Here is a 24,630-nt window from a genome sequence, read left to right on the forward strand (position 1 = left end):
GTGGCAGGAGGTTTATGTCGGAATGGATACAGTAACGCACACGTTGTTTGGTTTAGCATTATATGGCGTAGTGGATAAACGTGATTTTTCAAAGAATGAGAAGAGAGCGTTGTTATTTACGACAGTTGTCGGAAGCCAAATTCCTGATATTGATGTGGTATCTCAGTTATGGGATACGCAGGGACAATATCAAATGTGGCACAGAGGCGTTACACATTCTATTTTTATGGTACCTGTATTTTCGTTCCTTATTTATATGTTTACTCGTTGGAAATGGGGAGTACGGAGCAGGCTGTATTTATGGTTGGGAATGCTAGCTGTCTTCATACATAGTACGAGTGACTTGTTTAATGCATGGGGTACGGGATATTTAGAACCCATTTCACAAATGAGGATCACATTTGGGACAGTACCAATTGTAGATTTTGTTATATGGGGAATTTTACTGATAGGTTTTTTGGTCGCTAGAAGATCCAATACGAATAGAAAGCACCATATTTACCGTTATTCATGGTTATTGATTGTCCTTCATATTTTTAGCCAAACAGTCCAAGGATATTTGATATATGATCAGTATGCCGATCAGTATGAGCAGGGGGCTTTATCTGCTTCCTTTGTACCAACACACTTTTCTTTTATTGGGAAAAAAGATAATGAAATATCTATTTATGAAAGCTCCCTATTCCGTCAAGACCATTTAGAAGTTAGGTTGGAGAGTCAAGAGGAGGCGGATTTAGATAAGCTATTTGCACAAAAACCTGAAGCGGCAACTCTCTATGAATGGGCTCCATTTGTTGTTGTGGTAGATGAAGAGGAAGAGGGTGTGTTAGGCATTTATGATCCTCGTTTTTATAGGGATGGTCAATCGTTCTTATTTGAATATATCGAACGGGAAGTTGAGGGCGGTGAAGGGTAATAGTAGCTAGTTGGTTGCGTGTGAGAGAATCGATTTGAGTCTTCATTTTCACAGAATGGAGACTCAAATGAGTTATTGAGTCGAATTGAGTCTTCATTTTCTCAAAATGGAGACTGAAATGAGTTATCGAATCGATTTGAGTCCTCATTAGTCAAGTCCAACATTATGTGTAAAAGGGTAATTACAATGTTTTCGTCTTTTATCTAGTTAGTAGTATTTTAGAAGTACCATCGTAGATGGTGCTTCTAAAGGTTTTAAGAACTTAAGGTATTACCCCCGAGGGGGTAAAAAATTCCCGTTAAATGGAAATATCTTTGTAAGCGCTTACCCGCTTCTATTGTTCATTGATGAGGTAATGATAAGCGAAATTAAAAATTTATCATATTTCCCAATGAAGCATGGCTCACTTAAAGGGACCGTATTATTTTAACCCCTTTAAATATACTGGTTTTTTATCATTCCAATCTGCCTCAATATCCATGAGAACAGATCCAATAATACGTATAGCTGATTGATCATTTGGGAATATTTGAATGACTTTTTCCCTTCTACGGACTTCCCTATTTACTCGTTCTAACATATTTGTTGTACGTAAATGTTTGTGATGATCTGTATTATGGGCATGAAACTGCATGGCATCATCAAATCCTGCATCTAACGTTTCAATAACTTTGGAAAATCCCTTTGTATCTTCATACTTTGCAATAAAACGATCTTTGAGTTCTCGAACAAACTCTATGTCTGGTGTTCTAAAAATAGCTTTAAGCTCCTCACGGGCTTCTTTGGTCCCTTTTTTAGGAAGAGTATCCATGATGTTTCTTAAAAAATGGACACAGCATCGTTGCCAGGAGGTTCCTAAGAATGACTGTTTAATAGAGGTTACTAACCCTTTGTGCGCATCTGATATGACCATTTTAGGTGACTGGAGGCCACGAGACTTTAAGTATTCAAAGAAATTGGACCAGCTGTCGGTTGATTCACCATGAGTAACCTGTAAACCAATGATTTCTCTTTGACCTTTTTCGTTTACTCCACAAGCAATATGAACTCCTTTTGAGACTACTTTATTATTCTCGCGGACTTTAATGTACATAGCATCTACGTAGATATAATGGTAATACATCGTGTTTAATGGACGATTCCTCCATTCATTAACGATAGGATCTAGAGACTTTATTAAATTAGAGACATGTGATTTAGATACACTTTTACCACAGAGCTCCTCTACAATCTTAGTCACCTTGCGAGTAGAAACTCCATTCACAACCATTTCAATCATTGAAAGGATCAATGCTTGTTCGCAGCGATCATACTTTTGAAAAACAGAAGTAGAGAATTCTCCATCTCGTGTACGAGGAACTTTCAACGAAAGAGCTCCAACTCCAGTAACTAGTTCACGTGTATAGTAACCATTGCGTTGGCCCTGGCGTTCTTTTGTTCTCTCATGTGGAAGAGCATTAATATACTCATCTCTTTCTTTATTCATCAGGGAATTTAACAAAAGTGACAGGGAAGCTTTTATAGGGGATCCTAATGTACTTTTTTCTACCTCCTCTTTAAGTTCTTCTAAGTTTATTGTAATATTAACATTGGTCATAATCATATACCTCCGTGTGTTAGTTGTTTTTTTGGTCGAAAACATTGTAACACGAGGTCATGATTATGACCTTTCTTTTTACACAATTATATGGACTTTATCTCCTCATTTTCACAGAATGGAGACTTTTCACAAAATGGAGACTGAAATGGGTTGTCGAATCGATTTGAGTCTTCATTTTCTCAAAATGGAGACTGAAATGAGTTATCGAATCGATTTGAGTCCTCATTTTCACAAAATGGAGACTGAAATGAGTTATTGAATCGATTTGAGTCCACATTTTCACAAAATGGAGACTGAAATGAGTTATTGAGTCGAATTGAGTCTTCATTTTCGGAATTGAAGGAATGCGGTAATAGTTTCAAGTGTTCTGAATCTCTATCCCATTCCAAAGAATACGGCTAGACCCCTAACAACAAAAAACGGGCAAAAAATTGCCCGTTTTTCTCATTGGCTAGATAAACCCAATTTTTTTAATCGATATTGTAAACTTTGGCGACTCAAACCAAGGCTTTTTGCAGCTCGTGTAATATTGTTATTATGCTGCTTTAATGATTGTTCTATATACAGCTTTTCCACCCTCTCCATGTGCTCCTGCAATGTTTTTGAATCACTAGAATTGTGATTAACTAATGTCGCTGTAGGCTTCTTTGTTGCCTCGAATAGGGGAAATTTCGTACGGACATGGGTTGGGAGATGGGTATAATCTATTTCTTCATCGTAATTGATTAAGTTCATCGCCCCTTCAATAATGTGCTCAAGCTCTCGCACGTTTCCAGGCCAATCATATTGAATAAATAGATTCATAACATCTTCACTAATTCCAGGGACATTTAGCTGGAAACGCTCATTATATTTCCCTATGAAATGATCAACTAAAAGTGGAATGTCATCTAGCCTTTGCTTAAGTGTAGGAACAACAACCGTCACTACGCTCAATCGATAGTATAAGTCTTCACGAAGGGTGTTTTTTTCAATAGCACTTAAAGGATCTTCGTTAATGGTTGCTATGATTCTTACATCTATTTTCCTGTCCTTTGTATCTCCAATTCTTCTTATTTTTTTTTCTTGAATAGCCCTTAGCAGTTTTGCTTGTAGAGGAGCACTTAATGAATTAATTTCATCGAGCATCAATGTGCCACTATTTGCTTGTTCAAAAAGGCCAGGGTGTTCCGTTGCTCCAGTAAAAGCCCCTTTCACTGTTCCAAAAAGAATACTTTCAATTAATGTATCTGGCAATGCAGCACAGTTTTGACTGATAAAGGCTTTAGAGGAACGATCACTCCCACTATGTATGCTCTGTGCAAATAGTTCTTTACCAGTTCCCGTTTTGCCCATAATGAGGACAGAAGATGTCGTTCTTGTTGCCTTCTTTGCTCCTTCAATCACCTCAGTAATTGCTGTACTTTCCCCAACAATCTGGTCAAAAGTATAATTCGTGTCTTGTTTATCTAAAGCACTGACGCGTGATAATCTTTCTAGTTTTGTGATATCCTTTGCAATTTCAACTGCACCAATAATGAGTCCTTCATGCATAAGTGGGAATGTATTATTTATTGTCGTAATCTCTTGTCCTTTGAATGTAAAGTAAGTTTGTTTAGCATTTTTGCGAACGGTTCCTTTTCTCAATGCCTGTAAAAGTCTACTTTCCTCTTCAGAACTAAATAAAAAGATATCCATAATATTTTTATTCAAGACATCTCTTTTGTCCATGTCTTCGATTTCCGCCATTTTAGAATTATAAAGGATAGAGATTCCTTCATGATTGACAATGTGTATACCAACGTCCAATGAATCAAGTACTTGTAAATAAATTGGGTGCAGATTTGGAAGAGTAATAAGCTCGTTCATGAATACACGCCCCTTAATATAGGAAGGTTGATAAGTTAATTGTAAGTTTGATATGGGAGGGGTGCAAACATTTTTTGCGATTGTGAGCAAAAAATTTTTTCACTCGCAAAAATATTTTGCGTATTCTGACATGTAAACCCTTACATAGCGGGGTTGTAAAGTTGGCATGAGTCTTGCATTACTTATTACATGTATAAATACTAAATCAAAAAGTATAAAAAGGAGTGGGGTTATCCATGGTAGTACCTTACAAGCATGAACCATTTACTGATTTTACGGTTGAAAAAAACGTAGAGGATTATAAGAAGGCATTAGCGTTCGTGAAAGGGGAGCTAGGTAAAGAGTACCCTCTGATTATCGGTGGAGAGAAAATCGTGACGGAGGATAAATATGTGTCAGAAAACCCTGCCAATAAAACTGAAATTGTAGGGTACGTATCCAAGGCCAACCAAGAGTTAGCGGAAAAGGCGATGCAGGCAGCTAATGATGCTTTTGCTTCATGGCGAAAATGGGATCCTGCTGCTAGGGCAAATATTCTGTTCCGTGCCGCTGCGATTATCCGAAGACGAAAGCATGAGTTTTCTGCTTGGTTGACATATGAGGCTGGTAAACCGTGGAAAGAGGCAGATGCAGATACTGCAGAGGGAATTGATTTCCTCGAGTATTATGCACGCCAAATGCTTCGTCTAAAAGATGGTGTTGAAATTGAATCCCGTCCGATCGAACATAATACTTTTAATTATATACCTTTAGGAGTGGGTATCACGATCTCACCTTGGAACTTTGCCTTTGCTATTATGGCAGGAACAACGATTGGTCCTGTTGTAGCAGGTAATACAATTTTATTGAAGCCAGCAACAACAACACCAGTTGTGGCGTATAAATTTATGGAAGTATTAATGGAAGCAGGTCTTCCAGCAGGAGTTGTAAACTATATTCCTGGTAGTGGAGCGGTGATCGGAGACTACTTAGTGGATCATCCGAAGACACGATTTGTAAACTTCACAGGATCAAAAGACGTTGGATTAAGAATTGCTGAACGAGCTGCAAAAGTACAAGAGGGTCAAATATGGATGAAACGGGTTATTGCAGAAATGGGTGGAAAAGACACGATTATTGTTGATAACGATGCTGATTTGGATCTTGCTGTAGAATCTATCGTTTATTCAGCTTTCGGTTTCTCAGGACAAAAATGTTCTGCATGTTCACGAGCAGTAATCCATGAAGATGTCTATGATGAGGTTTTAGAAAAAGTAGCTGCAAAGACGAAAGAGCTAACAGTTGGACCAACATTCAACGATAATTCTAACTTTATGGGACCACTGAACGACCAAGCAGCCTTTAATAAAGTGATGGATTATATTGAGATAGGAAAACAAGAAGGTAGATTAGTAGCAGGTGGAGATGGTGACTCGTCAGAAGGCTACTTCATTCACCCGACGGTGTTTGCTGATGTAGATCCAAAAGCACGCCTCATGCAAGAAGAGATCTTTGGACCTGTAGTCGCTTTCTCTAAAGCGAAGGACTTTGATGAGCTGATTGACATTGCGAACAACACAGAATATGGCTTAACTGGTGCAGTTATATCCAATAACCGTGCCCATTTAGAGCAGGCTCGTCAAGATTTCCACGTAGGTAACTTGTATTTTAACCGAGGCTGTACTGCAGCGATTGTAGGTTATCACCCGTTCGGTGGGTTTAACATGTCTGGTACAGACTCCAAAGCTGGTGGACCAGACTATCTACTTAACTTCCTACAACCAAAAACAGTGTCAGAAACATTTTAAAGTTTAAAATTCCTCGTAGCCACCCGGGCGGAACAGTTGCTTATACTGTGAACCGTCCGGGTGTAGAGGTTATAGATTCGAAGACTATCATTTAAGTCAGTGAAGAAGGTCGTGAAAGGGGTGCGTTTATGAGTAAGACAAAACAAATCATAGACTTAACGGAAAAATACGGTGCAAAAAACTATCATCCATTACCTATTGTTATTTCAAAGGCTGAGGGAGTCTGGGTAGAGGACCCTGAAGGAAATAGATATATAGATATGTTAAGTGCTTATTCAGCAGTCAACCAAGGCCACCGTCATCCAAAACTCATAGAGGCCTTAAAAGAGCAAGCTGATCGAATCACTTTAACATCGCGAGCCTTTCATAATGATCAGTTAGGTCGATTTTATGAGAAGGTATCTAGTCTAACGAACAAAAGTATGGTTTTACCAATGAATACAGGTGCTGAAGCTGTAGAAACAGCTGTAAAGGCTGTACGTCGCTGGGCATACCGTGTGAAGGGTGTACCTGAAAACCAAGCTGAGATTATTGTCTGTGAGGAAAACTTCCATGGAAGAACAATGACCGCTGTTTCCTTATCATCTAACGAGGCTTATAAAAAGGATTTCGGACCGATGTTACCTGGGATTAAAGTTATTCCATTTGGTGACATTGAAGCGTTAAGAGAGGCAATAACGTCAAATACAGCTGCGTTTCTATTCGAGCCGATTCAAGGGGAAGCGGGTATTAACATTCCACCAAAAGGGTTTTTAAAAGAAGCCTATGAGATCTGTAAAGAGAATAACGTGCTTTATGTGGCTGATGAAATACAAGCTGGGCTTGGCCGTTCTGGAAAACTCTTTGCTTGTGATTGGGAGGGAGTCGAGCCAGATATGTATATCCTCGGTAAAGCATTAGGTGGCGGAGTGATGCCAATTTCTGTTGTAGCAGCGAATGAAGATGTTTTAGGAGTATTTGAACCAGGCTCCCATGGATCAACGTTTGGTGGAAACCCTCTAGCCTGTGCCGTTTCCGTTGCTGCCTTGGAAGTAATTGAAGAGGAAAACCTAGTAGATCGTTCTTTAAAACTAGGAGAATACTTTATGAATAAGCTGAGAGAAGTAGACAATCCAAAAATTAAGGAAATCCGTGGTAGGGGGCTTTTCATTGGGGTGGAGATGAATGGTCCAGCACGCCCTTACTGTGAAAAACTAAAAGAAGAAGGACTCCTATGTAAAGAAACACATGAAAATGTGATTCGCTTTGCACCACCTTTAGTGATCACCCAAGAAGACTTGGATTGGGCAATTGAGCGAGTTCAAAAAGTCCTTTCTAATTAAGGGGCATATCATAAAATGATAAGCAAGTCTGCATAAAGGTCTTGGTGACCCCTACCCAAACTTGTTTTCTGCGGGCGGCGGTTCGTCCGCTGAAAGCGAGTGAATTGTTTTGAAACAGCAATAGGGATAGGAATTTTCAGGGTAGAAAGTAAAAAGAGTAAATTGCGTTGAGCAGAAGCGTGAGAATGGAAGGGGTTGAATGGTAATGATAACAAGGAACTTTTTCCTATTTTTGTCCCAGAATAAATTTGTTAAAAAGCGAGCCGTTCGTTGGGGTCCAAAGTTAGGGACAAAACAGGTTATTGCTGGTGAAAGTATTAAAGAAGCGATGGAAACAGTTGCTAAACTTAATGAACAAGGTCTAGTTTGCACTGTCGACCATCTAGGAGAGTTTGTATACAATCGAGAAGAAGCGATCGCTGCAGCAGAAATGTGTGTACAGACATTGGAGGCAATTGCGGAAGCGAAAGTAGATAGTAATTTATCTTTAAAGCTGACTTCTTTAGGATTGGATGTGGACCGTAACTTATGTCGGGACAATATGGTGAAAATCTTAAACACAGCCAAAAAGTACAATAATTTTGTTCGCATCGATATGGAGGACTATTCTCATTTAGATGCTACCCTTGATTTACTTCATGAGTTAAGACGAACATTCGATAATGTCGGGACTGCCATTCAAGCCTATCTCTTCCGGGCAGAAAAGGATCTTCGTGATTTAAAAGGTGTTAATTTACGTCTAATCAAAGGGGCATATAAAGAGTCCCCTGATGTGGCTTATCAAAAGCAAGATGAAGTGGATAGAAACTATATAAATATCATTAAAATCCATCTTCTTAACGGTAGTTATGCAGCAATTGCAACGCATGACCATCGGGTAATTGAAGAAATTAAAGCGTTTGCAAAAGAGCATCGGATACCAAAGAAGCAATTTGAATTTCAAATGCTCTATGGATTTAGAACTGAGCTTCAGAAGGAAATTGCTGATGAAGGCTATAAGATGAGGATTTATGTTCCATTTGGAGAGGACTGGTATGGGTACTTTATGCGTCGCCTAGCGGAGCGTCCGCAAAATATACGTTTTGCAGTGCAAGGACTATTCTCGAAAAAGTAAGGCATGATGATAGTTTATGTGGAATATTTTCATAGATTGATATTGTTTTAATGTTTGTATGAAAGGGTTGGTTGAACAGGTGAAAAAGAAAATTTCTATCATAGGTGTTCCCATGGATTTAGGTCAAACACGGCGTGGGGTTGATATGGGTCCCAGTGCGATGCGATACGCAGGTGTTGTAGAGCGCTTAGAAGCTTTAAACTTTGAAGTAGATGATCGTGGAGACGTTGAAATTGGAAGACCTAATAAGTTAGATGTAAAGAATGATAAAAACTTAAAGGATCTAAACGAAGTTGTAAAGGCGAATGAAATTTTAGCTGATGCAGTTTCGAATGCAGTAGAAAAAGGTAATTTTCCACTTGTTCTTGGGGGTGACCACAGCATAGCAATTGGAACTTTAGCTGGAGTGGCAAATAAATATGAAAACTTGGGTGTGATTTGGTTTGATGCACACGGTGATTTAAATACGGGCGATACCTCCCCATCAGGAAATATTCATGGGATGCCACTAGCAGTAAGTTTAGGGATAGGAGATACTTCCCTTACAAAAATAGGTGGTTATGCGCCGAAAATTAAGCCTGAAAATATTGTTATCATTGGTGCCAGATCTTTAGATGATGGGGAAAAGGAATTAATTAAAGAAAAGGGGATCAAAGTTTTTACCATGCATGAAATCGATCGTCTAGGCATGACCAATGTTATGGAGGAAGCCATTTCCCATGTCTCTCAAAAAACAGATGGCATCCACCTGAGCTTGGACCTAGATGCTTTAGACCCAATTGATGCTCCAGGAGTAGGTACACCAGTAATAGGTGGAACGACGTATAGGGAAACACACCTAGCAATGGAGATATTAGCAGAACGAGACCTTATTACATCTGCGGAATTTGTTGAGGTCAATCCAATACTTGATAACAAAAACTCTACAGCTGAAGCGGCAGTTGGTCTCATTGGTTCATTATTTGGTGAAAAGCTTCTATAATAGTGGAAAATAAAAAGGAACTTGGAGCAAATACTTTGTCCGAAGTTCCTTTTTGGTGACCCGTGACCAAAGCGCGTATGCTTGCTTTTTTTTCTAATCAAATTAACAAGTGCAACAAGCTTGTGGCGATTCCAAAGTATATTAGTAAAGAAAAAATATCGTTTAGAGTCGTAATTAATGGTCCAGATGCAACTGCAGGATCGAATCCGATCTTGTATAAAACAAGGGGTATGATCGTCCCTGCCATTGTTCCAATGATCAATGTAACGAATAATGAAAAGCCAACTACGAAACCGAAAATGAGACTTTGCCATATTGTAGCAACTAGAAAAACTAGAATACCACATGTAATCCCAATGATAATTCCAACCTTCAATTCACGCCACACGAGTTTTAAAATCGTATTCTTCTCAAAATCGTTAGTTACAAGCCCACGTACTACAACTGCGAGGGACTGTGTTCCAGTATTTCCTGTCATACCTGCAATCATAGGCATGAAAAAGATTAACGCCACTACTTGCTCCAATGTTTGTTCGAAACCATCTAAAATACTTCCTGTAATAAGTCCAATAAATAATAAGAGAACAAGCCAAGGTAATCTTCTAAATGATGCAGTTGTTGCTTTTGTTGCAAAGTCGATGGATTTACCAGATGCAGATAACTTCTCAATATCCTCATTTGCTTCTTCTATAAAAACATCGATGATATCGTCGACCGTAACGATACCCTTCAATCTGTTGTCATCATCTACAACTGGTACTGCGAGAAAGTCATATCGTTGTATGAGTTGTGCTACTTCTTCTTGGTCTATATCAATAGGTACTGAAATAACACGGCTGAACATGATATCGGCTATTTTTTCATTCATGTCAGCAAGGAGTAAATCTCGGTAGGAAACAACCCCAACGAGTTTTTTATTTTCATCAATAACATATAAATAGTAAATATTCCTTGTTAACTCGGCAAAGGTTTTAAACTTATCCACTGCTTCTCTGACTGAATAGTAGTCTTGAATCCATACAAATTCATTCGTCATGATCCCCCCAGCAGTTTCAGGAGCATAGCTCATCAACTGCTGAACAGTAGTTGACTCATCTTTCTGCATGGCGGATAAGTATTCTTCTAATTTTTCTTCAGAGATTTCACTAAGCATGTCCGCCAAGTCATCATTATCCATGACGTCCATGACCTTTGAAGATTTCTCAATACCAAGTTTCTGGAGAACCTCCATCTGTAACTCTTGTTCCAATTCCATTAACAAATCAGCTATTTGTTTAGAAGCTAGAAACGATAAAAATTTGTAATGATGCTTCTCTGGAAGGGCACGGTAAAGTTCAGCCATATCATATGGATGAAGTTCCTCTAAAGCTGTTTGTAATGCTTCTTTTTTTGCTTCGCGTAAATATTTAATTACTAAAACTGTAAGCTGTGTAGTATTCATGTGTGTTCCACCTCATTCCCGAGTATATAAGCCTTTTAACGAAAAAATTGAAGGGTGAGAGAACCTTTTCGTGCAATATCCTCCATAATATTATCATTGATTGGAGGGAAAAAGTAACAAAAAAAGTTAAAAATTCGTTACATCTTATTTTAGGTGGAAAGGTGAAATACAATCAACCATTTGGTTGTGTTTGATGGATTTAGCGCTTGAGCTTTTCTTATAACTTGAGTTGTTTTCCTTTTAAAAATACATTGGTTAGTAAAAAAACAGGATACTGTTTAAGTATTATGTAGCTCTATATAGGATAGATGGATGAAAAGAGGAAGGAAAAGAGGAAGGAAAAGAGTAATGAGACCTGCTTCACATAGTGATGTTTGTCTCGTTTTTTTCGTTAAAAAACAGTTTATGATGTAGGATTTCAAACCTGATCGCCCTTTGATCAGGGAGCTAATTAGATTTTTTTCTAGTATTCCGTACAGTTACTTTCTTATCTCACGCGAGTTTTACATATCTAGCGATTTTCGTGTGTGATAACGTGCTAATCTCACGTGAGTTTTTCATTTTCAGCGATTTTCGTGTGTGATAACGTGCTAATCTCACGTGAGTTTTTCATTTTCAGCGATATTCGTGTGTGATTACGTTCCAATCTCACGTGAGTTTTTCATTTTCAGCGATTTTCGTGTGTGATTACGCCCTAATCTCACGTGAGTTTTTCGTTTTCAACGATTTTGGCGTGAGATTATGTGCTAATCTCACGTGAGTTTTTCGTTTTCAACGATTTTGGCGTGAGATAGACCCCTTATCTCACGCGAGTTTTTCATTTTCAGCGATTTTCGTGTGTGATTACGTTCCAATCTCACGTGAGTTTTTCATTTTCAGCGATATTCGTGTGTGATAACGTGCTAATCTCACGTGAGTTTTTCATTTTTAGCGATTTTCGCGTGAGATAGGCCCCTTATCTCACGTGAGTTTTTCGTTTTCAACGATTTTCGTGTGTGATTACGTTCCAATCTCACGTGAGTTTTTCATTTTCAGCGATTTTGGCGTGAGATTACGCCCTTATCTCTCTCGGAATCAGGTATGAAAAACAGAAAAAGCGAAATCTCATACCAGATCGACGCCCGATCAGGTATGAAAAACAGAAAAACCCAAATCTCATACCAGATCGGAGCCTAATCAGGTACGAAAAACAGAAAAACCCAAATCTCATACCAGATCGCTTGCTCGTCGGTCCAAATGAGTCCACCCTAGGATAGTGGTCTGAGAGTGCGACAATTATGATGTAAGCTAGCTATTAGACTAAAATCTAATTTATCAAATTTAACAAACTACATTCACAAGCAAATAGGAATTCACAATTCACAAGCAAAAAAAAAGTGGCACGAAGAACTATTAATCAGTTCTTTGTGCCACTTTAACATGCAAATTAAAAATTCATCCAAGTTGTAAAAGTTAATCACTCTTTCCACCTAACAGATCCTTTGATACCGAATAGAAAAATTAACATTCAATTTCCCTTATCTAATCAAGAAATTAAACGGTGGTGATCCAGGTGGTGCATCTACAATCATTTCATAGACTGGAATGGTATATGCAAAGATGATCAATAAGATCACTATTCCAATCCACAGCTTCCAGTTTTCAAGGAACGCTGGAATGTGTGGTGTGTCGTCTGGGTCTGGAGTGATAGGGAACTCTGTATTTCCTTTTGGCGCCCTAAATGCTAGATATATAAAGTTATAAAACATTAATACACCAGCTGCAGTTAAAATGACACCACCAATTGCTACAGTAATGTGACTTGCAAATATTCCTTCGAACCATTGTAAGGCTTGTGGGTGATCGCCATATGTTGCATAAGCTGTACGACGTGGTGCTCCGAAAAGTCCTAATAAATGCATAGCTCCAGACATAAAGAACATACCAATCATCCATAACCAGGTTTGAACGATACCGCAACGGTTTGCGTGCTTCGTAAATCGTCGCCCTGTAAGCGCTGGTATCAGCCAGTAAGCGGCACCGAAAAATGTTAATAACACAGTTGTTCCAACAGTTAAGTGGAAGTGACCAACCACCCAAAGGGTATTATGAACAACAGCGTTCAATTGAAAGCTAGCATTGATAATTCCCCCTGCACCAGCAGGAATAAAAGCTAGCATCCCCATAAATGGAGCGAAGAAGCGGACATCTCCCCAAGGAAGTGTTTTAATCCATCCAATAATGCCTTTACCACCTTTTTCCCTTGCCGTTTGTTCAAATGTTGCAAAAATGGAGAAGGCCGTTAATAAGGATGGTACAACTACTACAAAGGTGAGTACTGTTTGTATAAACTTCCATAGCTCCGAAATCCCTGATTCCATTAGTTGATGGTGGAATCCAACAGGGATAGAAAAGAGAAGAAACAGGATGAAAGCAAGTCTTGCTAATGAACTACTAAATAAACGTCCCCCAATTACTTTAGGAATTACTACATACCAAATCATATAGGCTGGCATAATCCAGAAGTAAACAAGAGGGTGGCCGAAGTACCAGAATAAAGTACGAGTCAATAAAACATTAACTTCGTCAGTTAGCCCAAGGGCCCATGGCAAGATTTGATATAAGACGCTTGTTGCTACCCCTAAACCAGCGACAATCCACAGAATTAAGGTTGCTGTAGTCATAAAGCCAAAAAGAGGTGTTGGTTTACCTGGATTTGCTTTTTTCCACTTAAAATAATGAGTTAGAAGTGCTGCTGATGCTATCCAAGAGCCGACTATAACAAGTGTTAAACCTACATAAAATAAGGAATGAGCTTGTAATGGAACATAAAATGTATAAAGGACAGATGCTTCATTAAGTAGAATCATGATGGTAGTAATAATGGTCCCTGCCAACATCGTGATGTAACCTGCCCAACCTATTTTTCTTAATCTATTAGAAAATGCACCATGAGTTTTGCCCATGCCTGCAAAAAAGAAGCCGTAGATAAAGAAGGTTGTAAAAACGAGTGCAAGTAGGACGCCATGCGCCGTTAGAATTTGATAATAGCCCAGCCAGCTAGGTAGTTCAATCATTCCACCCCTTGCAAGACCTTGGAGAAGTCCCCCGAATACTCCAATGATAAAGGCTACAAATGCTACATACATGTGCACCATACTTAATTTTCTATCTTTAGGATCTACTAGCACGTTTATATTATTATCAGAATCATTTAGAGAATTGATTGCTAAGTTTGATTGATTCATTATTCTGTCACCTCAATTCTCATTTGCATGTGATGATGCCCTGTTCCGCAGTATTCATTACAAATTACGAGATATTCACCAGGCTCATTAAAGGTGTGCTCTGCCATATTTACATGACCAGGTGTTACCATAAAGTTTATATTTGTCTCTGGAATAGTGAAACTATGTACCACATCGGCACTAGTTATTTCGAAATATACAGTGGATCCAACAGGCACCTCAATTCTACTTGGCTTATAGCTAAAGGCTTGAGCAATAATCCTTGCCTGATAAGTGTTGTCATTAATTTGAGTAACTCCAGGTTCGGAGAATGCAACATCTTGATCTAAATTTTGTGAATCCACTTTAGCCATATGACTCGGTGGTTGGTGTCCAAATGCAAATGCAGCAACTCCCAATACTGCAAGAAATAAAACTAATGAGCCAATGCCAAAAACTAGCCATATTTTTTCATACTTGTGTAAATGCATCGATTTAAGTCCCCCCAATTAAATTAAGTCCTCGATAAGAATAAGAAAAAAACGACTAACCAAGAAACTAAAATAAAGCCACCTACAAAAAATACAAAGATCAATGTCCCTTTTAATGATGACTCGTCTTCCTTTTTAGTCACTGTGACATTGTGGTTTGTTTCTAGGTTTGTTTTGCTCATAGCTGAGTCCCCCTCTCCAGTCATCTCATTTCTTATTTATAAATCAAATAAGAATTCCCCCATGGAATTATCATAAGTGATAGGTAATGTGTGATGAGAGTCAAATTGTGAAAAGTTAGTGAAAATTCAAGTATGAAAAACGTTGTCACTGTGGTAATAGTGGTAACTCAAGAGGTAGTTTTCGTTTGTGAAAAAAACACGAAGTTAATAACTTTAATGTACATTTTATGTTATTTACTATGGAAAACTTTGAAAAAATTGTGAGAAGGTTTTGAACATCATTGACGTAAAAAATTCCCTTATGCTATAATTCACTTGTAATGAAAATCATTCTCAACTACTTTTTAATAATTCTAATTTAATAAAGTTATTAATGTAGGTGTGGAGTGGAACGCGGGAATACGATCTGTGGCAAACTGGGAGGTAGAGTATAGTGAGTTTTATTCAGTTAAATAATTTAACTAAATACTTTCATGATTCATCAAACCCTGCTGTTACAGCATTGAATTTAGATATTCAAAAAGGGGAAATCATTTCACTGCTAGGGCCAAGTGGTTGTGGAAAAACGACAACGTTAAGAATGATTGCAGGTTTTGAACACCCAAATAAAGGTGAAATTCATATTGATGGAAAAGAAGTTTTTAGTGAAACCCACTCACTGCCCCCTGAAAAAAGAGGTATCGGGATGGTGTTTCAAGACTATGCCCTATTTCCACACATGACTATTTTAAAAAATGTAATGTTCGGACTAAATAAATGGAGTGCAAGGCAGAAAAAGCAACGGGCTAAAGAAGTATTGGAGCTAGTTGGACTGGAAGGCTATGAAAAAAGATATCCAACACAACTATCTGGTGGACAGCAACAACGAGTAGCATTAGCTCGTGCATTAGCCCCTAATCCTCATGTTGTGTTGATGGATGAACCATTCAGTAACTTAGATGCTGGGCTGCGGGAAAAAATGAGATTTGATGTTACAAATATCCTTCGAAAAGCCAATACAACGGCAATTATTGTGACGCATGATCAAAAGGATGCTTTTGCAGTATCTGATCGTGTAGTTGTAATGAAAGACGGTGTTATTCAGCAAATTGCTGCACCAAAAGAAATGTATCGATGTCCGAAGAATTGCTTCGTTGCCCAGTTTGTCGGTAAAACGAATTTACTTACAGGTAGAATGGACGACGACTTAATGAATATCCATACCCATATTGGGAAAGTAACGTTGCCAGAGCAATGGCAAGAGAGGTTAGAAACGGTTAAGCTTTCGATCAGACCAGAAGGGTGTCACTTAACTGATCAAGGAGCTTTCTGTGGAGAAGTAGTACGTGTTACTTATGGTGGGGAATATCAAGAATTATATGTCCGACTTCATAATGAGCCGAACTTGTCTAAAGAGCCGATGTTAATATATGCTCCTATTGATCAAGATGTGGAAATTGGTACTATTGTTACCTTTGATATTAAGCCAGAGCTAGTTGCTCTTGTGGAATAGAATAAATTAGAAGTTTTACAGCTGACCCTCATTAATGACGGTTAGCTGTTTTTGTTTTGGTCAGCTTGAATAAAGAAAAAAAGGACAGGCTACTCAAACGTTAATGGAGTGACCTGACCTTATTAATAGAATGATATTTGAAAATTTATGAAGGGAATTCTAGAACCCTCTTCCTATTACAAAATAGCGAAAATAATAAATAAGAACAGTGCCAAGGCTCCAATACAAATAAACGCAACCTTCATTCTCTGCTTATTCCTGTCTCTTTTTCGCCAACGATCTGGGTCAAACCCGATATCACCAGAATCTCCTCTTCCACTAGAACGATTATATCTACCGTATCTTGTCACTCCTAATAAAATAATCGGTGCTATTGCAGCGCCAGATATTAACCCGAATATGTGGGCAATTCGATTAATTCCTGGATTCACAAATGTCATGATGACCCCGATGACCATAATTGTAATAATTAACTGAGCACTTCCTGGATCAATGAGGTCTTTCCGAACTAATACCATATAAAGATAAAGTCCAAATAGTCCATAGATGGCACCTGACGCTCCTAAATGGGCGTACATAGGACCTTCAAGGAAGAGCGTAACAATATTTGCAAGAATACCAGCTGTGAAATAAGCAGCAATAAACCTAAACTTTCCTAACATGCTTTCAAGAGCTGGACCAAACAAGACGAGAGAAAATGAATTAAATAGCATATGCATTAAGGACCCATGAAGAAAAATTGGTGTCACCAGTCTCCAATACTCTCCCATTTCAATAAGATAGTTGATACCCAGTCCCCAATCCATTACTAGCTTCCCGCCTAGAAATGGGAAAAAATAGACCCATATATAAAGAATGATGTGGATAGCCACTAATGTTGTGATAACAGGATATGACCTTGTGAATCCTTGAAAACTTTCGTTTCTAACAAACATAATTAGTCTCCTTTATAGCAAGATACTTAATAAATATTTGAAAACAACTTGTTTATGAATTTTTTATATTTTTAAAATAGATACCTTGGTTATTGTTGGAACAACCGACGGTCTACTCCCTTTCACACAAGGTACAAGTGCGACATCTGCTCATTTCTTCGCATTGTCTTCTTTGCCGTGGGCATGCCGCTTGGCCTCCTCGTACTTGCAGGGTCTAGCTTTTCTAGTTCTATTTTAGCACACAAGAAAACGGTGGTGGAAATGCGAGCCTTTGTTTTGGGAAGAATGGTAAAATGGAACAAAAGAGGAGGGAGAGTGAAAACTTTGATTAAAGGTATTGGTTTGGATTTAATTGAATTAGAACGGATAGAGTCACTTTCTCAACGGAAACAGTCGTTTATAAAAAGAATATTAACGGAAGAAGAGCGAGACAAGTATTCATTGTTAAAGGGACGACGTCAGGTAGAATATTTGGCTGGTCGTTTTGCAGCTAAGGAGGCTTTTGCTAAAGCGCTAGGAACTGGAATTGGAAAGGACCTTTCGTTTCAAGATATTTCTATAGTTAATGATCTAAATGGTAAGCCTTCAATAAAATACAATAATTTTTTAAAAGAAAAAATTCATTTATCTATTACACATACGTCTACATACGCTGCGGCACAGGTAATTATCGAGGAAAAATCTTAAAATATACGATGCTTGTCATGCTAGTCTGCATATTGTATAGGACAGCCTCATATAGTGATAGTGCGGATGGGAGGGAATCTTAAATGTACGTGGTAACAGGTGAAGAGATGCACCGAATCGACCGCTATACCATGGAGAAGATTGGTCTGAGTGAAGAAACGTTAATGGAAAATGCGGGGCAAGCCTTTTGTCGTCAGTTATTTCCAACAGTAGGTTTGGAAGATAGACTCGTTGTGTTAATTGGTACTGGTAATAACGGTGGAGATGGTTTTGTTATTGGACGTATCTTGAAAGAGGCTGGTTTCCTAGTTGATGTCATTGTCATTCCCCGTGAAGAAAAAATACGTGGAACTGCACTTAAGCATAAACGTATTTTTGAAAATTCAGGGCATGAGTGGATTACTTTTAGAGAGGTGCAGGAGCATTTTGAACAATTGCTAACTAAGTATACTATCATTATCGATGCAATGTTAGGTACTGGGATGGTTGGCACTCCCCGTTGGCCATATTCGGATGTGATCGAAAGTGTAAATGGAGCAACAGGGAGAGTTATTGCAGTAGATATTCCAAGTGGTGTAACCGCCACAGAGGAAAAGCATGAAGTTGGGATCAATGCTGATCAGACCTACACTTTTCAGGCAGCGAAAATTAGTAATTTTTTGTATCCAGCAGCTTTCTGCTTTGGAGAAGTTCACATTCTTGATATTGGGATCCCGCGAATAGCGCTGGAAAACACATTTGAGACTCGTAAGCTGATTACGGATGAAAAGGTGAAGAACTCCTTAGCTGTGAGAAAGCAAAATGCCCATAAAGGAGTTTCGGGGAAAGCACTGATCATTGGAGGGTCAATACCAATGACAGGGGCAATCGTATTGACTACGGGAGCTTGCTTAAGAACAGGTGCAGGTTTAGTAACAGTAGCCGTTCCGGATAAAATATTACTAGGAATTGCACAAAAGACAACAGAGGCCATGTTTTATCCACTTCCTCAGAAAAATGGGGAAATAGAGATTATACCGTCTCATTTTCCACAAGACAAGACGCTGAGCGCGTACGATGGGATTGCAGTCGGACCTGGACTAGGGAGAAATAATAAACATAACCTGTATGACACCTTCAATGATTTTAAAGGGAATTTAGTCATTGATGCAGATGGCTTATATCACCTTGTAGACGAGCTTGATAAGTGGAGGGGCGGTAGAGAAGGTGGACCAACAATCATTACACCTCACCTAGGTGAAATGGCAAGGCTCACTGGAAAAACCGTTGAAGAAGTTGAATTGCAACGCTTCCGAATTTCAAAACAGTTTGCAATGGAATATAAAGTTTACTTAGTCCTAAAGGGGCCATTTACGATTATTACAGCCCCAGATGGAAGGCAATGGGTGAATCAAACAGGGAATGAATCCTTAGCAAAGGGCGGCACAGGCGACACGTTAACAGGTATGATTCTTGGGTTTCTTCTTCAGCATGAGTACATTACAGATGCAATTTGTAATGCAGTCTATATCCATGGTAAAACAGCGGACGAACTAGTCAAAAGTCAAGATATTCTAAGCGTAACAGCTAGTGATATTATCGAAGTTTTGCCAAAGGTGCTTCATTCCTCTCGTTACCAGACGTGACTATATCCCTCCTTTGTCGTCGAAAAGAGACAGAGGGGTTGAGTAAATGAAGAAAATCATTTCCTTATTCGGTGTGCTTATAGCATTTACATTAGTATTAGCAGCATGTGGAGAAAAGAGCCAAGAAGATGTCATGCAAGATCTGGATAAGATTTTAGATGATCTCACAGGATATAAGGCAGAAGCAGAAATGACACTTCAAACAGGAGATGAGCCACAGGATTATCAAGTAGAAGTTTATTATCAACATCCTACGAATTACCGAGTTGCTTTAAGCAATGATGAAAAAGATCCGAGTCAGATTATTTTAAGAAATGATGAAGGGGTCTTTGTTTTAACACCAGCTTTAAACAAGAGCTTCAGATTCCAAAGTGATTGGCCAGAAAACAATAGCCAGGTTTATCTCTATGAATCTTTGATTAATGACATTTTAATGGATCCTGAAAGATCATTCTCTGCAACAGAAGATCACTATGTTTTTCAAACAAACACAAATTATACTAACAAAAATCTAAATCAACAGGAAATTATGTTAAACAAAAAAGATCTTACACCTGCTTCCGTTAAGATCATGGATGTTGATTTAGATGTCTTAGTAGAAGTAAATTTCACTCACTTTGAAATGAATGCTGAATTTAGTGAGGGAGACTTTGATATGGATCGTAACATGACAGGTGCACAGCTCGAATCTAATGTACCTACATTAGCAGAAGAGGAAGAAACTGGAGATGCTGATGATTCATTTACAATATTCTATCCAATGTATGAACCTCAAGGTACTGGTTATCCAAGTCACCAAGAGGTAATTACGGAAGAAGGTAAACGTGTCATTATCACATATGAAGGGGATCAGCCGTTTACACTTGTACAACAGCAAGCCCGTTATGTGGACGCATCAACGCCAGTTCATATCTCTCAAGGAGATCCGGTAGATTTAGGGTTCACTTATGGTGCTTTAGCGACCGAAGGAGAGACAAAAACAATTTCCTGGTCTTATCAAGGAACGGATTTCTTCCTTGCATCTAAGCACTTAAGTGAAGAAGATATGATTGCTGTAGCAAGAAGTGTTTATGGCACAGAGGAAAAATAGAATGCAATGATGCCCACTTGAACACAAGTTTCAGTGGGCTTTTTTATTTGGCGATTACGCTTTTCTTATTTGACATAGACTAGGATGGTGATAATAATGAATAATATGAAATAGTATATAGTATTGAGGGTGTAGATTGGAGGACTCTCCGTGGAAGGCTTTTACCGTGATACATGGGTTGAAATAAATTTAGATGCATTAAAGGAAAATGTAAGAAATATTAGAAAGATGCTTCCTGAGAATGTCCGTTTTATGGCTGCAGTAAAAGCGAATGGTTATGGACATGGTGCAGTAGACGTCGCAAAGGCAGCATTAGAGGAAGGGGCATCTTATTTAGGGGTAGCCATTCTAGATGAGGCTTTGGCAATTAGGAAAGCTGGTATAACGGCACCAATTCTTGTTATGGGGTATGTTAGGCCTGAAAATGTGAAACTGGCCATTGAAAAAGATATTGAATTAACAGTGTTTCAAGGAGAATGGCTTGAAAAGACGTTGGAATTCCTAGATGGTACAACTAAGGAGTTAAAGTGTCATATAAAAATTGACACAGGTATGGGGCGAATTGGTATAAGAACAAAGGAAGAAGGAAATGCTCTAATTAGTGTGTTAAAAAATTCTTCAAATTTCATTGTGAATGGGATTTATACGCATTTTGCAACGGCAGATGAGTTAGATGTAACCTACTACAAAAAACAACAACAGCGTTTTCGTGAAATGGTAACATGGTTCGAACAGGAGTTAGAAAAGGAAATAGAGTTAAAGCACTGTGGAAATAGTGCTGCCACTTTAAGATTTCCAGATGAACTATATAATATGGTGCGAGTTGGAATAGCAATGTATGGTCTCACACCATCTACTGAAATGAAAGATTTAATTCCAGTATCATTAAAAGAAGTATTTTCACTTCATAGTACAGTAACACACATCAAACATCTGCCAGAAGGACACGGAGTTAGTTATGGAGCAACATATCGGGCAACTGGTCAGGAGTGGGTGGCTACAGTTCCAATTGGTTATGCGGATGGTTGGATTCGCGCCAATAGTGGTGGCTTTGTGTTAATAAATGGAAGTAAAGCACCGATCGTTGGCCGAATATGCATGGACCAAATGATGATAGCATTACCTGAATATGTAGCAATTGGTACGGAAGTTACTCTCATTGGCAAACAAGAAAATGAAATAGTTTCGATGGATGATGTTGCGAAAAGGTTAAATACAATAAACTATGAAATACCTTGTACGATAAGTTATCGTGTTCCTAGAGTTGTAATAGAAAATAAAGAAGTTCGTCACGTTCATAATGAAATCTTTTAAGATTATTGAAGGATTTCAAAGTTTTTTGCCGAAATTCTTATAGGCAGGAATGAAAAGTCACTTTGCAATCTCCTGTTCCAAATGATATGATAATATAGGATAAAAAATGGTTGATGTTGCCCTGGAGGTGTTTTTTGTGTCTGAAGAAAGCACAAAAAAGATAATGGTTAGTTTACCACAGCATTTAATTAATGAATTAGATGTGATGCTTGAACAACAAAAGGTCAATCGAAGTGAAATTATTCATCAAGCTACTAAAATGTATTTGAAGGAACACAAGAAACAACAAATTCGTGAAACGATGCAACAAGGCTATTTAGAAATGTCAAAAATCAATTTAAACATTGCTACGGAAGCCTTTCTTGCTGAGGAGGAAGCCGAGCTAACGTTGGATCGCTTAGTTAGTGGGGTGTAACAGATTGATAGTAAAACGTGGTGACGTTTATTTTGCAGATCTATCACCCGTTGTCGGTTCCGAGCAAGGTGGGATTCGGCCAGTTTTAGTCATCCAAAATGATATAGGGAACCGATTCAGTCCAACAGTCATTGTTGCGGCAATTACAGCACAGATTCAGAAGGCAAAATTGCCAACTCATGTGGAGATTAATGCTAAACAATACGGTTTTGATCGAGATTCTGTTATTTTATTGGAACAAGTCCGTACAATTGATAAACAGCGGTTAACGGATAAGATTACGCATTTAGATGATGATATGATGGCAAAAGTGAATGACGCCTTGATGATTAGTCTTGGCTTGATTGACTTTTGATATCGTTAATAATGGAAAAAAGAAGTTGCTGGAGGATCAGCAGCTTTTTTTGTCGTTCTAAGAGATAAAACGTAGGGTCTATTAAAGTGAGATCCTTCATATTTATCACAGAGTAATTTAAAAGTGCTATTTTAATGGTTTCACATTCGTTGCAATCAAAAGAAATCAATGAAATAATAATAGAATATTATATTGAATTGTAAGGTGGGGGAAATTGGATGAAAACGGAGATAAGAGAAGCAATCTTGCAACATCAGGAAACAATTATAGAACACTGGACTACTGAATTAGATAAGTTTCGTACGGAAGATAACTTACAAAGTATCACTAAAAAAGTCTATGAAAATACAAACCGTGAGTTTATAGACAAGCTTTTCTTAACAGTCCAAAATGGGCAGGAAGATGTTCATCAAGAATTAATTCAATATGCAGAGCGGTTAATTCAATTAGGTTGGCCATTAAACTATATTACGAGAGGTCTACAAGAGTTTCGTAAAGTGACGGTTGAAACCATATCAAAATCAGGCGTCAGCTATAATAATAGTATTGAATTTTTCCAAGAGTTCGAGAACTGGTTAGATGGTATTGTAAATGTTCTTGTGAATGAATACTCAGGGTCATGGGAAAACACAGTATTTTTACAAAAGATGGCCTTAAAAGAATTATCAGCTCCTCTCATTCCAGTATTTGATAAGATTAGTGTGATGCCGTTAATTGGTACGATCGATACTGAAAGAGCTAAGTTAATTATGGAGAACTTATTGGATGGTGTGATCGAACATCGATCTGAAGTTGTGTTAATTGATATTACTGGTGTGCCAGTGGTGGATACAATGGTAGCACATCACATCATTCAAGCGTCGGAAGCTGTGAGACTTGTTGGAGCAAAATGTATTTTAGTTGGGATCAGACCGGAGATTGCACAAACAATTGTTAATTTAGGTATTGACCTAAGAAAGTTTCCAACGAAGAGTACATTGAAAAAAGGAATAGAGTCCGCCTTAGAATTAACTAAAAGAGAAATTGTCCAAATTGATGAGTAGAGGAGGAATTGCTGATGCGTATTCCAATACTTAAATTACATGAATACTTATTAATTTCAGTACAAGTTGATCTTGATGATCAAACGGCCCTTCAGTTTCAGGAAGATGTACTTAATAAGATTCATGAAGAAGGATCTCACGGGGTTGTGATCGACTTAACCTCAGTTGAAATGATAGATTCATTTATTGCTAAAGTATTAGGTGATGTGGTAGATATGTCGAATCTAATGGGGGCAAAAGTCGTCCTAACCGGCATACAGCCTGCTGTAGCTATAACCTTAATAGATATGGGAATTGTATTAGATGAGGTTCCAACTGCCTTGGACCTAGAACAAGGGTTGGATAAGCTCCAGTCCGAATTGGAGGGTTGAACATGCAAGTCCATACCCATGTTGAAATTACTAGCGAGTGGGGTATTGTAGCTGCTCGACAGGCGGGCCGAAAGCTTGCCAGGGAGGTAGGCTTTGGTTCTGTGGATCAAGCTAGAATTACGACAGCTATATCTGAATTAGCAAGAAATATATACCTATATGCTAATAAAGGGCAAATAAAAATTGAGGAACTTGCAGATGCGGGGAAGCGTGGAATTAAAATAACTGCAGTAGATAATGGGCCAGGCATTAAAGATGTACGCCGCGTAATGGAAGATGGATTTACTACATCAGGGGGATTAGGCGCTGGACTTCCAGGTGTAAAACGTCTCATGGATGAATTTATAATAGATTCTGAATTAAACAATGGGACAAAAATCAGTGCAATTAAATGGCTCCGCTAAAGGAGGGGTA

At 38.4% G+C, this 24,630-nt stretch carries 22 protein-coding genes; 15 read left to right on the plus strand and 7 right to left on the minus strand.

Translation table 11 applies throughout. The features are described 5' to 3' along the window. Positions 1–22: 22 nt before the first annotated feature. Positions 23–916 (plus strand): metal-dependent hydrolase, encoded by an 894-nt coding sequence (locus BW724_RS01000; RefSeq protein ID WP_088073261.1) that lies wholly within the window; start codon positions 23–25, stop codon positions 914–916. A gap of 421 nt (positions 917–1,337) precedes the next feature. Here BW724_RS01000 and BW724_RS01005 read toward each other — a convergent pair whose 3' ends face one another. Further along, on the minus strand, positions 1,338–2,513 hold the full coding sequence (locus BW724_RS01005; RefSeq protein WP_088073262.1) for an IS256 family transposase: 1,176 nt from the start codon (positions 2,511–2,513) through the stop codon (positions 1,338–1,340). Positions 2,514–2,960: 447 nt separating this feature from the next. Next, positions 2,961–4,364, minus strand: a complete 1,404-nt coding sequence (locus BW724_RS01010; protein WP_088073263.1) for a sigma-54 interaction domain-containing protein — start codon at positions 4,362–4,364, stop codon at positions 2,961–2,963. Positions 4,365–4,600: 236 nt separating this feature from the next. Here BW724_RS01010 and pruA point away from each other — a divergent pair, with 236 nt between their 5' ends. From pruA to rocF, 4 genes are all read left to right on the plus strand, one after another. Next, positions 4,601–6,151 (plus strand): L-glutamate gamma-semialdehyde dehydrogenase, encoded by a 1,551-nt coding sequence (gene pruA, locus BW724_RS01015; RefSeq protein WP_088073264.1) that lies wholly within the window; start codon positions 4,601–4,603, stop codon positions 6,149–6,151. Positions 6,152–6,279: 128 nt separating this feature from the next. Then, complete coding sequence (locus BW724_RS01020) at positions 6,280–7,473, plus strand: ornithine--oxo-acid transaminase (protein WP_088073265.1); 1,194 nt, start codon at positions 6,280–6,282, stop codon at positions 7,471–7,473. Between the two features lie 199 nt (positions 7,474–7,672). Beyond that, complete coding sequence (locus BW724_RS01025) at positions 7,673–8,587, plus strand: proline dehydrogenase family protein (RefSeq protein WP_088073266.1); 915 nt, start codon at positions 7,673–7,675, stop codon at positions 8,585–8,587. A gap of 58 nt (positions 8,588–8,645) precedes the next feature. Continuing rightward, entirely contained in the window at positions 8,646–9,569 is a 924-nt protein-coding gene (gene rocF, locus BW724_RS01030; protein WP_088073267.1) for an arginase, read from the plus strand. 97 nt (positions 9,570–9,666) lie between these two features. On the opposite strand, the gene mgtE is transcribed toward rocF, so the two are convergent. From mgtE to BW724_RS01050, 4 genes are all read right to left on the minus strand, one after another. Next, entirely contained in the window at positions 9,667–11,010 is a 1,344-nt protein-coding gene (mgtE, locus tag BW724_RS01035) for a magnesium transporter (RefSeq protein ID WP_088073268.1), read from the minus strand. Between the two features lie 1,517 nt (positions 11,011–12,527). Beyond that, complete coding sequence (locus BW724_RS01040) at positions 12,528–14,147, minus strand: b(o/a)3-type cytochrome-c oxidase subunit 1 (RefSeq protein ID WP_235849055.1); 1,620 nt, start codon at positions 14,145–14,147, stop codon at positions 12,528–12,530. A gap of 89 nt (positions 14,148–14,236) precedes the next feature. After that, positions 14,237–14,707, minus strand: a complete 471-nt coding sequence (locus BW724_RS01045; RefSeq protein ID WP_088073270.1) for a cytochrome c oxidase subunit II — start codon at positions 14,705–14,707, stop codon at positions 14,237–14,239. A gap of 23 nt (positions 14,708–14,730) precedes the next feature. Then, complete coding sequence (locus tag BW724_RS01050; protein ID WP_088073271.1) at positions 14,731–14,889, minus strand: cytochrome c oxidase subunit 2A; 159 nt, start codon at positions 14,887–14,889, stop codon at positions 14,731–14,733. Between the two features lie 433 nt (positions 14,890–15,322). Here BW724_RS01050 and BW724_RS01055 point away from each other — a divergent pair, with 433 nt between their 5' ends. After that, positions 15,323–16,381: an ABC transporter ATP-binding protein gene (locus BW724_RS01055; RefSeq protein ID WP_088073272.1), complete on the plus strand. Its 1,059-nt coding sequence runs from the start codon at positions 15,323–15,325 to the stop codon at positions 16,379–16,381. 176 nt (positions 16,382–16,557) lie between these two features. Here the strand turns inward: BW724_RS01055 and BW724_RS01060 are convergent, their stop codons facing one another. Then, positions 16,558–17,316: a rhomboid family intramembrane serine protease gene (locus BW724_RS01060; protein WP_088073273.1), complete on the minus strand. Its 759-nt coding sequence runs from the start codon at positions 17,314–17,316 to the stop codon at positions 16,558–16,560. A 324-nt stretch (positions 17,317–17,640) separates the two neighbouring features. On the opposite strand from BW724_RS01060, the gene acpS reads away from it, so the two are divergent. The 9 genes from acpS (at position 17,641) to BW724_RS01105 (ending at position 24,620) form a co-directional block, all read left to right on the plus strand. Beyond that, positions 17,641–18,003: a holo-ACP synthase gene (gene acpS / locus BW724_RS01065; RefSeq protein ID WP_088077579.1), complete on the plus strand. Its 363-nt coding sequence runs from the start codon at positions 17,641–17,643 to the stop codon at positions 18,001–18,003. A gap of 83 nt (positions 18,004–18,086) precedes the next feature. Then, complete coding sequence (locus BW724_RS01070) at positions 18,087–19,628, plus strand: NAD(P)H-hydrate dehydratase (RefSeq protein ID WP_088073274.1); 1,542 nt, start codon at positions 18,087–18,089, stop codon at positions 19,626–19,628. A gap of 46 nt (positions 19,629–19,674) precedes the next feature. Then, entirely contained in the window at positions 19,675–20,718 is a 1,044-nt protein-coding gene (locus tag BW724_RS01075) for a LolA family protein (protein WP_088073275.1), read from the plus strand. 150 nt (positions 20,719–20,868) lie between these two features. Further along, positions 20,869–22,032: an alanine racemase gene (alr, locus tag BW724_RS01080; RefSeq protein WP_088073276.1), complete on the plus strand. Its 1,164-nt coding sequence runs from the start codon at positions 20,869–20,871 to the stop codon at positions 22,030–22,032. 136 nt (positions 22,033–22,168) lie between these two features. After that, complete coding sequence (locus tag BW724_RS01085; RefSeq protein WP_088073277.1) at positions 22,169–22,447, plus strand: CopG family ribbon-helix-helix protein; 279 nt, start codon at positions 22,169–22,171, stop codon at positions 22,445–22,447. Between the two features lie 4 nt (positions 22,448–22,451). After that, complete coding sequence (locus BW724_RS01090; protein WP_088073278.1) at positions 22,452–22,802, plus strand: type II toxin-antitoxin system PemK/MazF family toxin; 351 nt, start codon at positions 22,452–22,454, stop codon at positions 22,800–22,802. Positions 22,803–23,020: 218 nt separating this feature from the next. Next, positions 23,021–23,845 (plus strand): RsbT co-antagonist protein RsbRA, encoded by an 825-nt coding sequence (locus tag BW724_RS01095; RefSeq protein ID WP_088073279.1) that lies wholly within the window; start codon positions 23,021–23,023, stop codon positions 23,843–23,845. 14 nt (positions 23,846–23,859) lie between these two features. Further along, positions 23,860–24,216 (plus strand): STAS domain-containing protein, encoded by a 357-nt coding sequence (locus BW724_RS01100; protein WP_088073280.1) that lies wholly within the window; start codon positions 23,860–23,862, stop codon positions 24,214–24,216. 2 nt (positions 24,217–24,218) lie between these two features. Continuing rightward, entirely contained in the window at positions 24,219–24,620 is a 402-nt protein-coding gene (locus BW724_RS01105) for an anti-sigma regulatory factor (protein ID WP_088073281.1), read from the plus strand. Positions 24,621–24,630 lie beyond the last annotated feature (10 nt).

The sequence above is a fragment of the Litchfieldia alkalitelluris genome (assembly GCF_002153425.1).
In the GTDB taxonomy this organism is placed as follows: Bacteria; Bacillota; Bacilli; order Bacillales; family Salisediminibacteriaceae; genus Evansella; species Evansella alkalicola.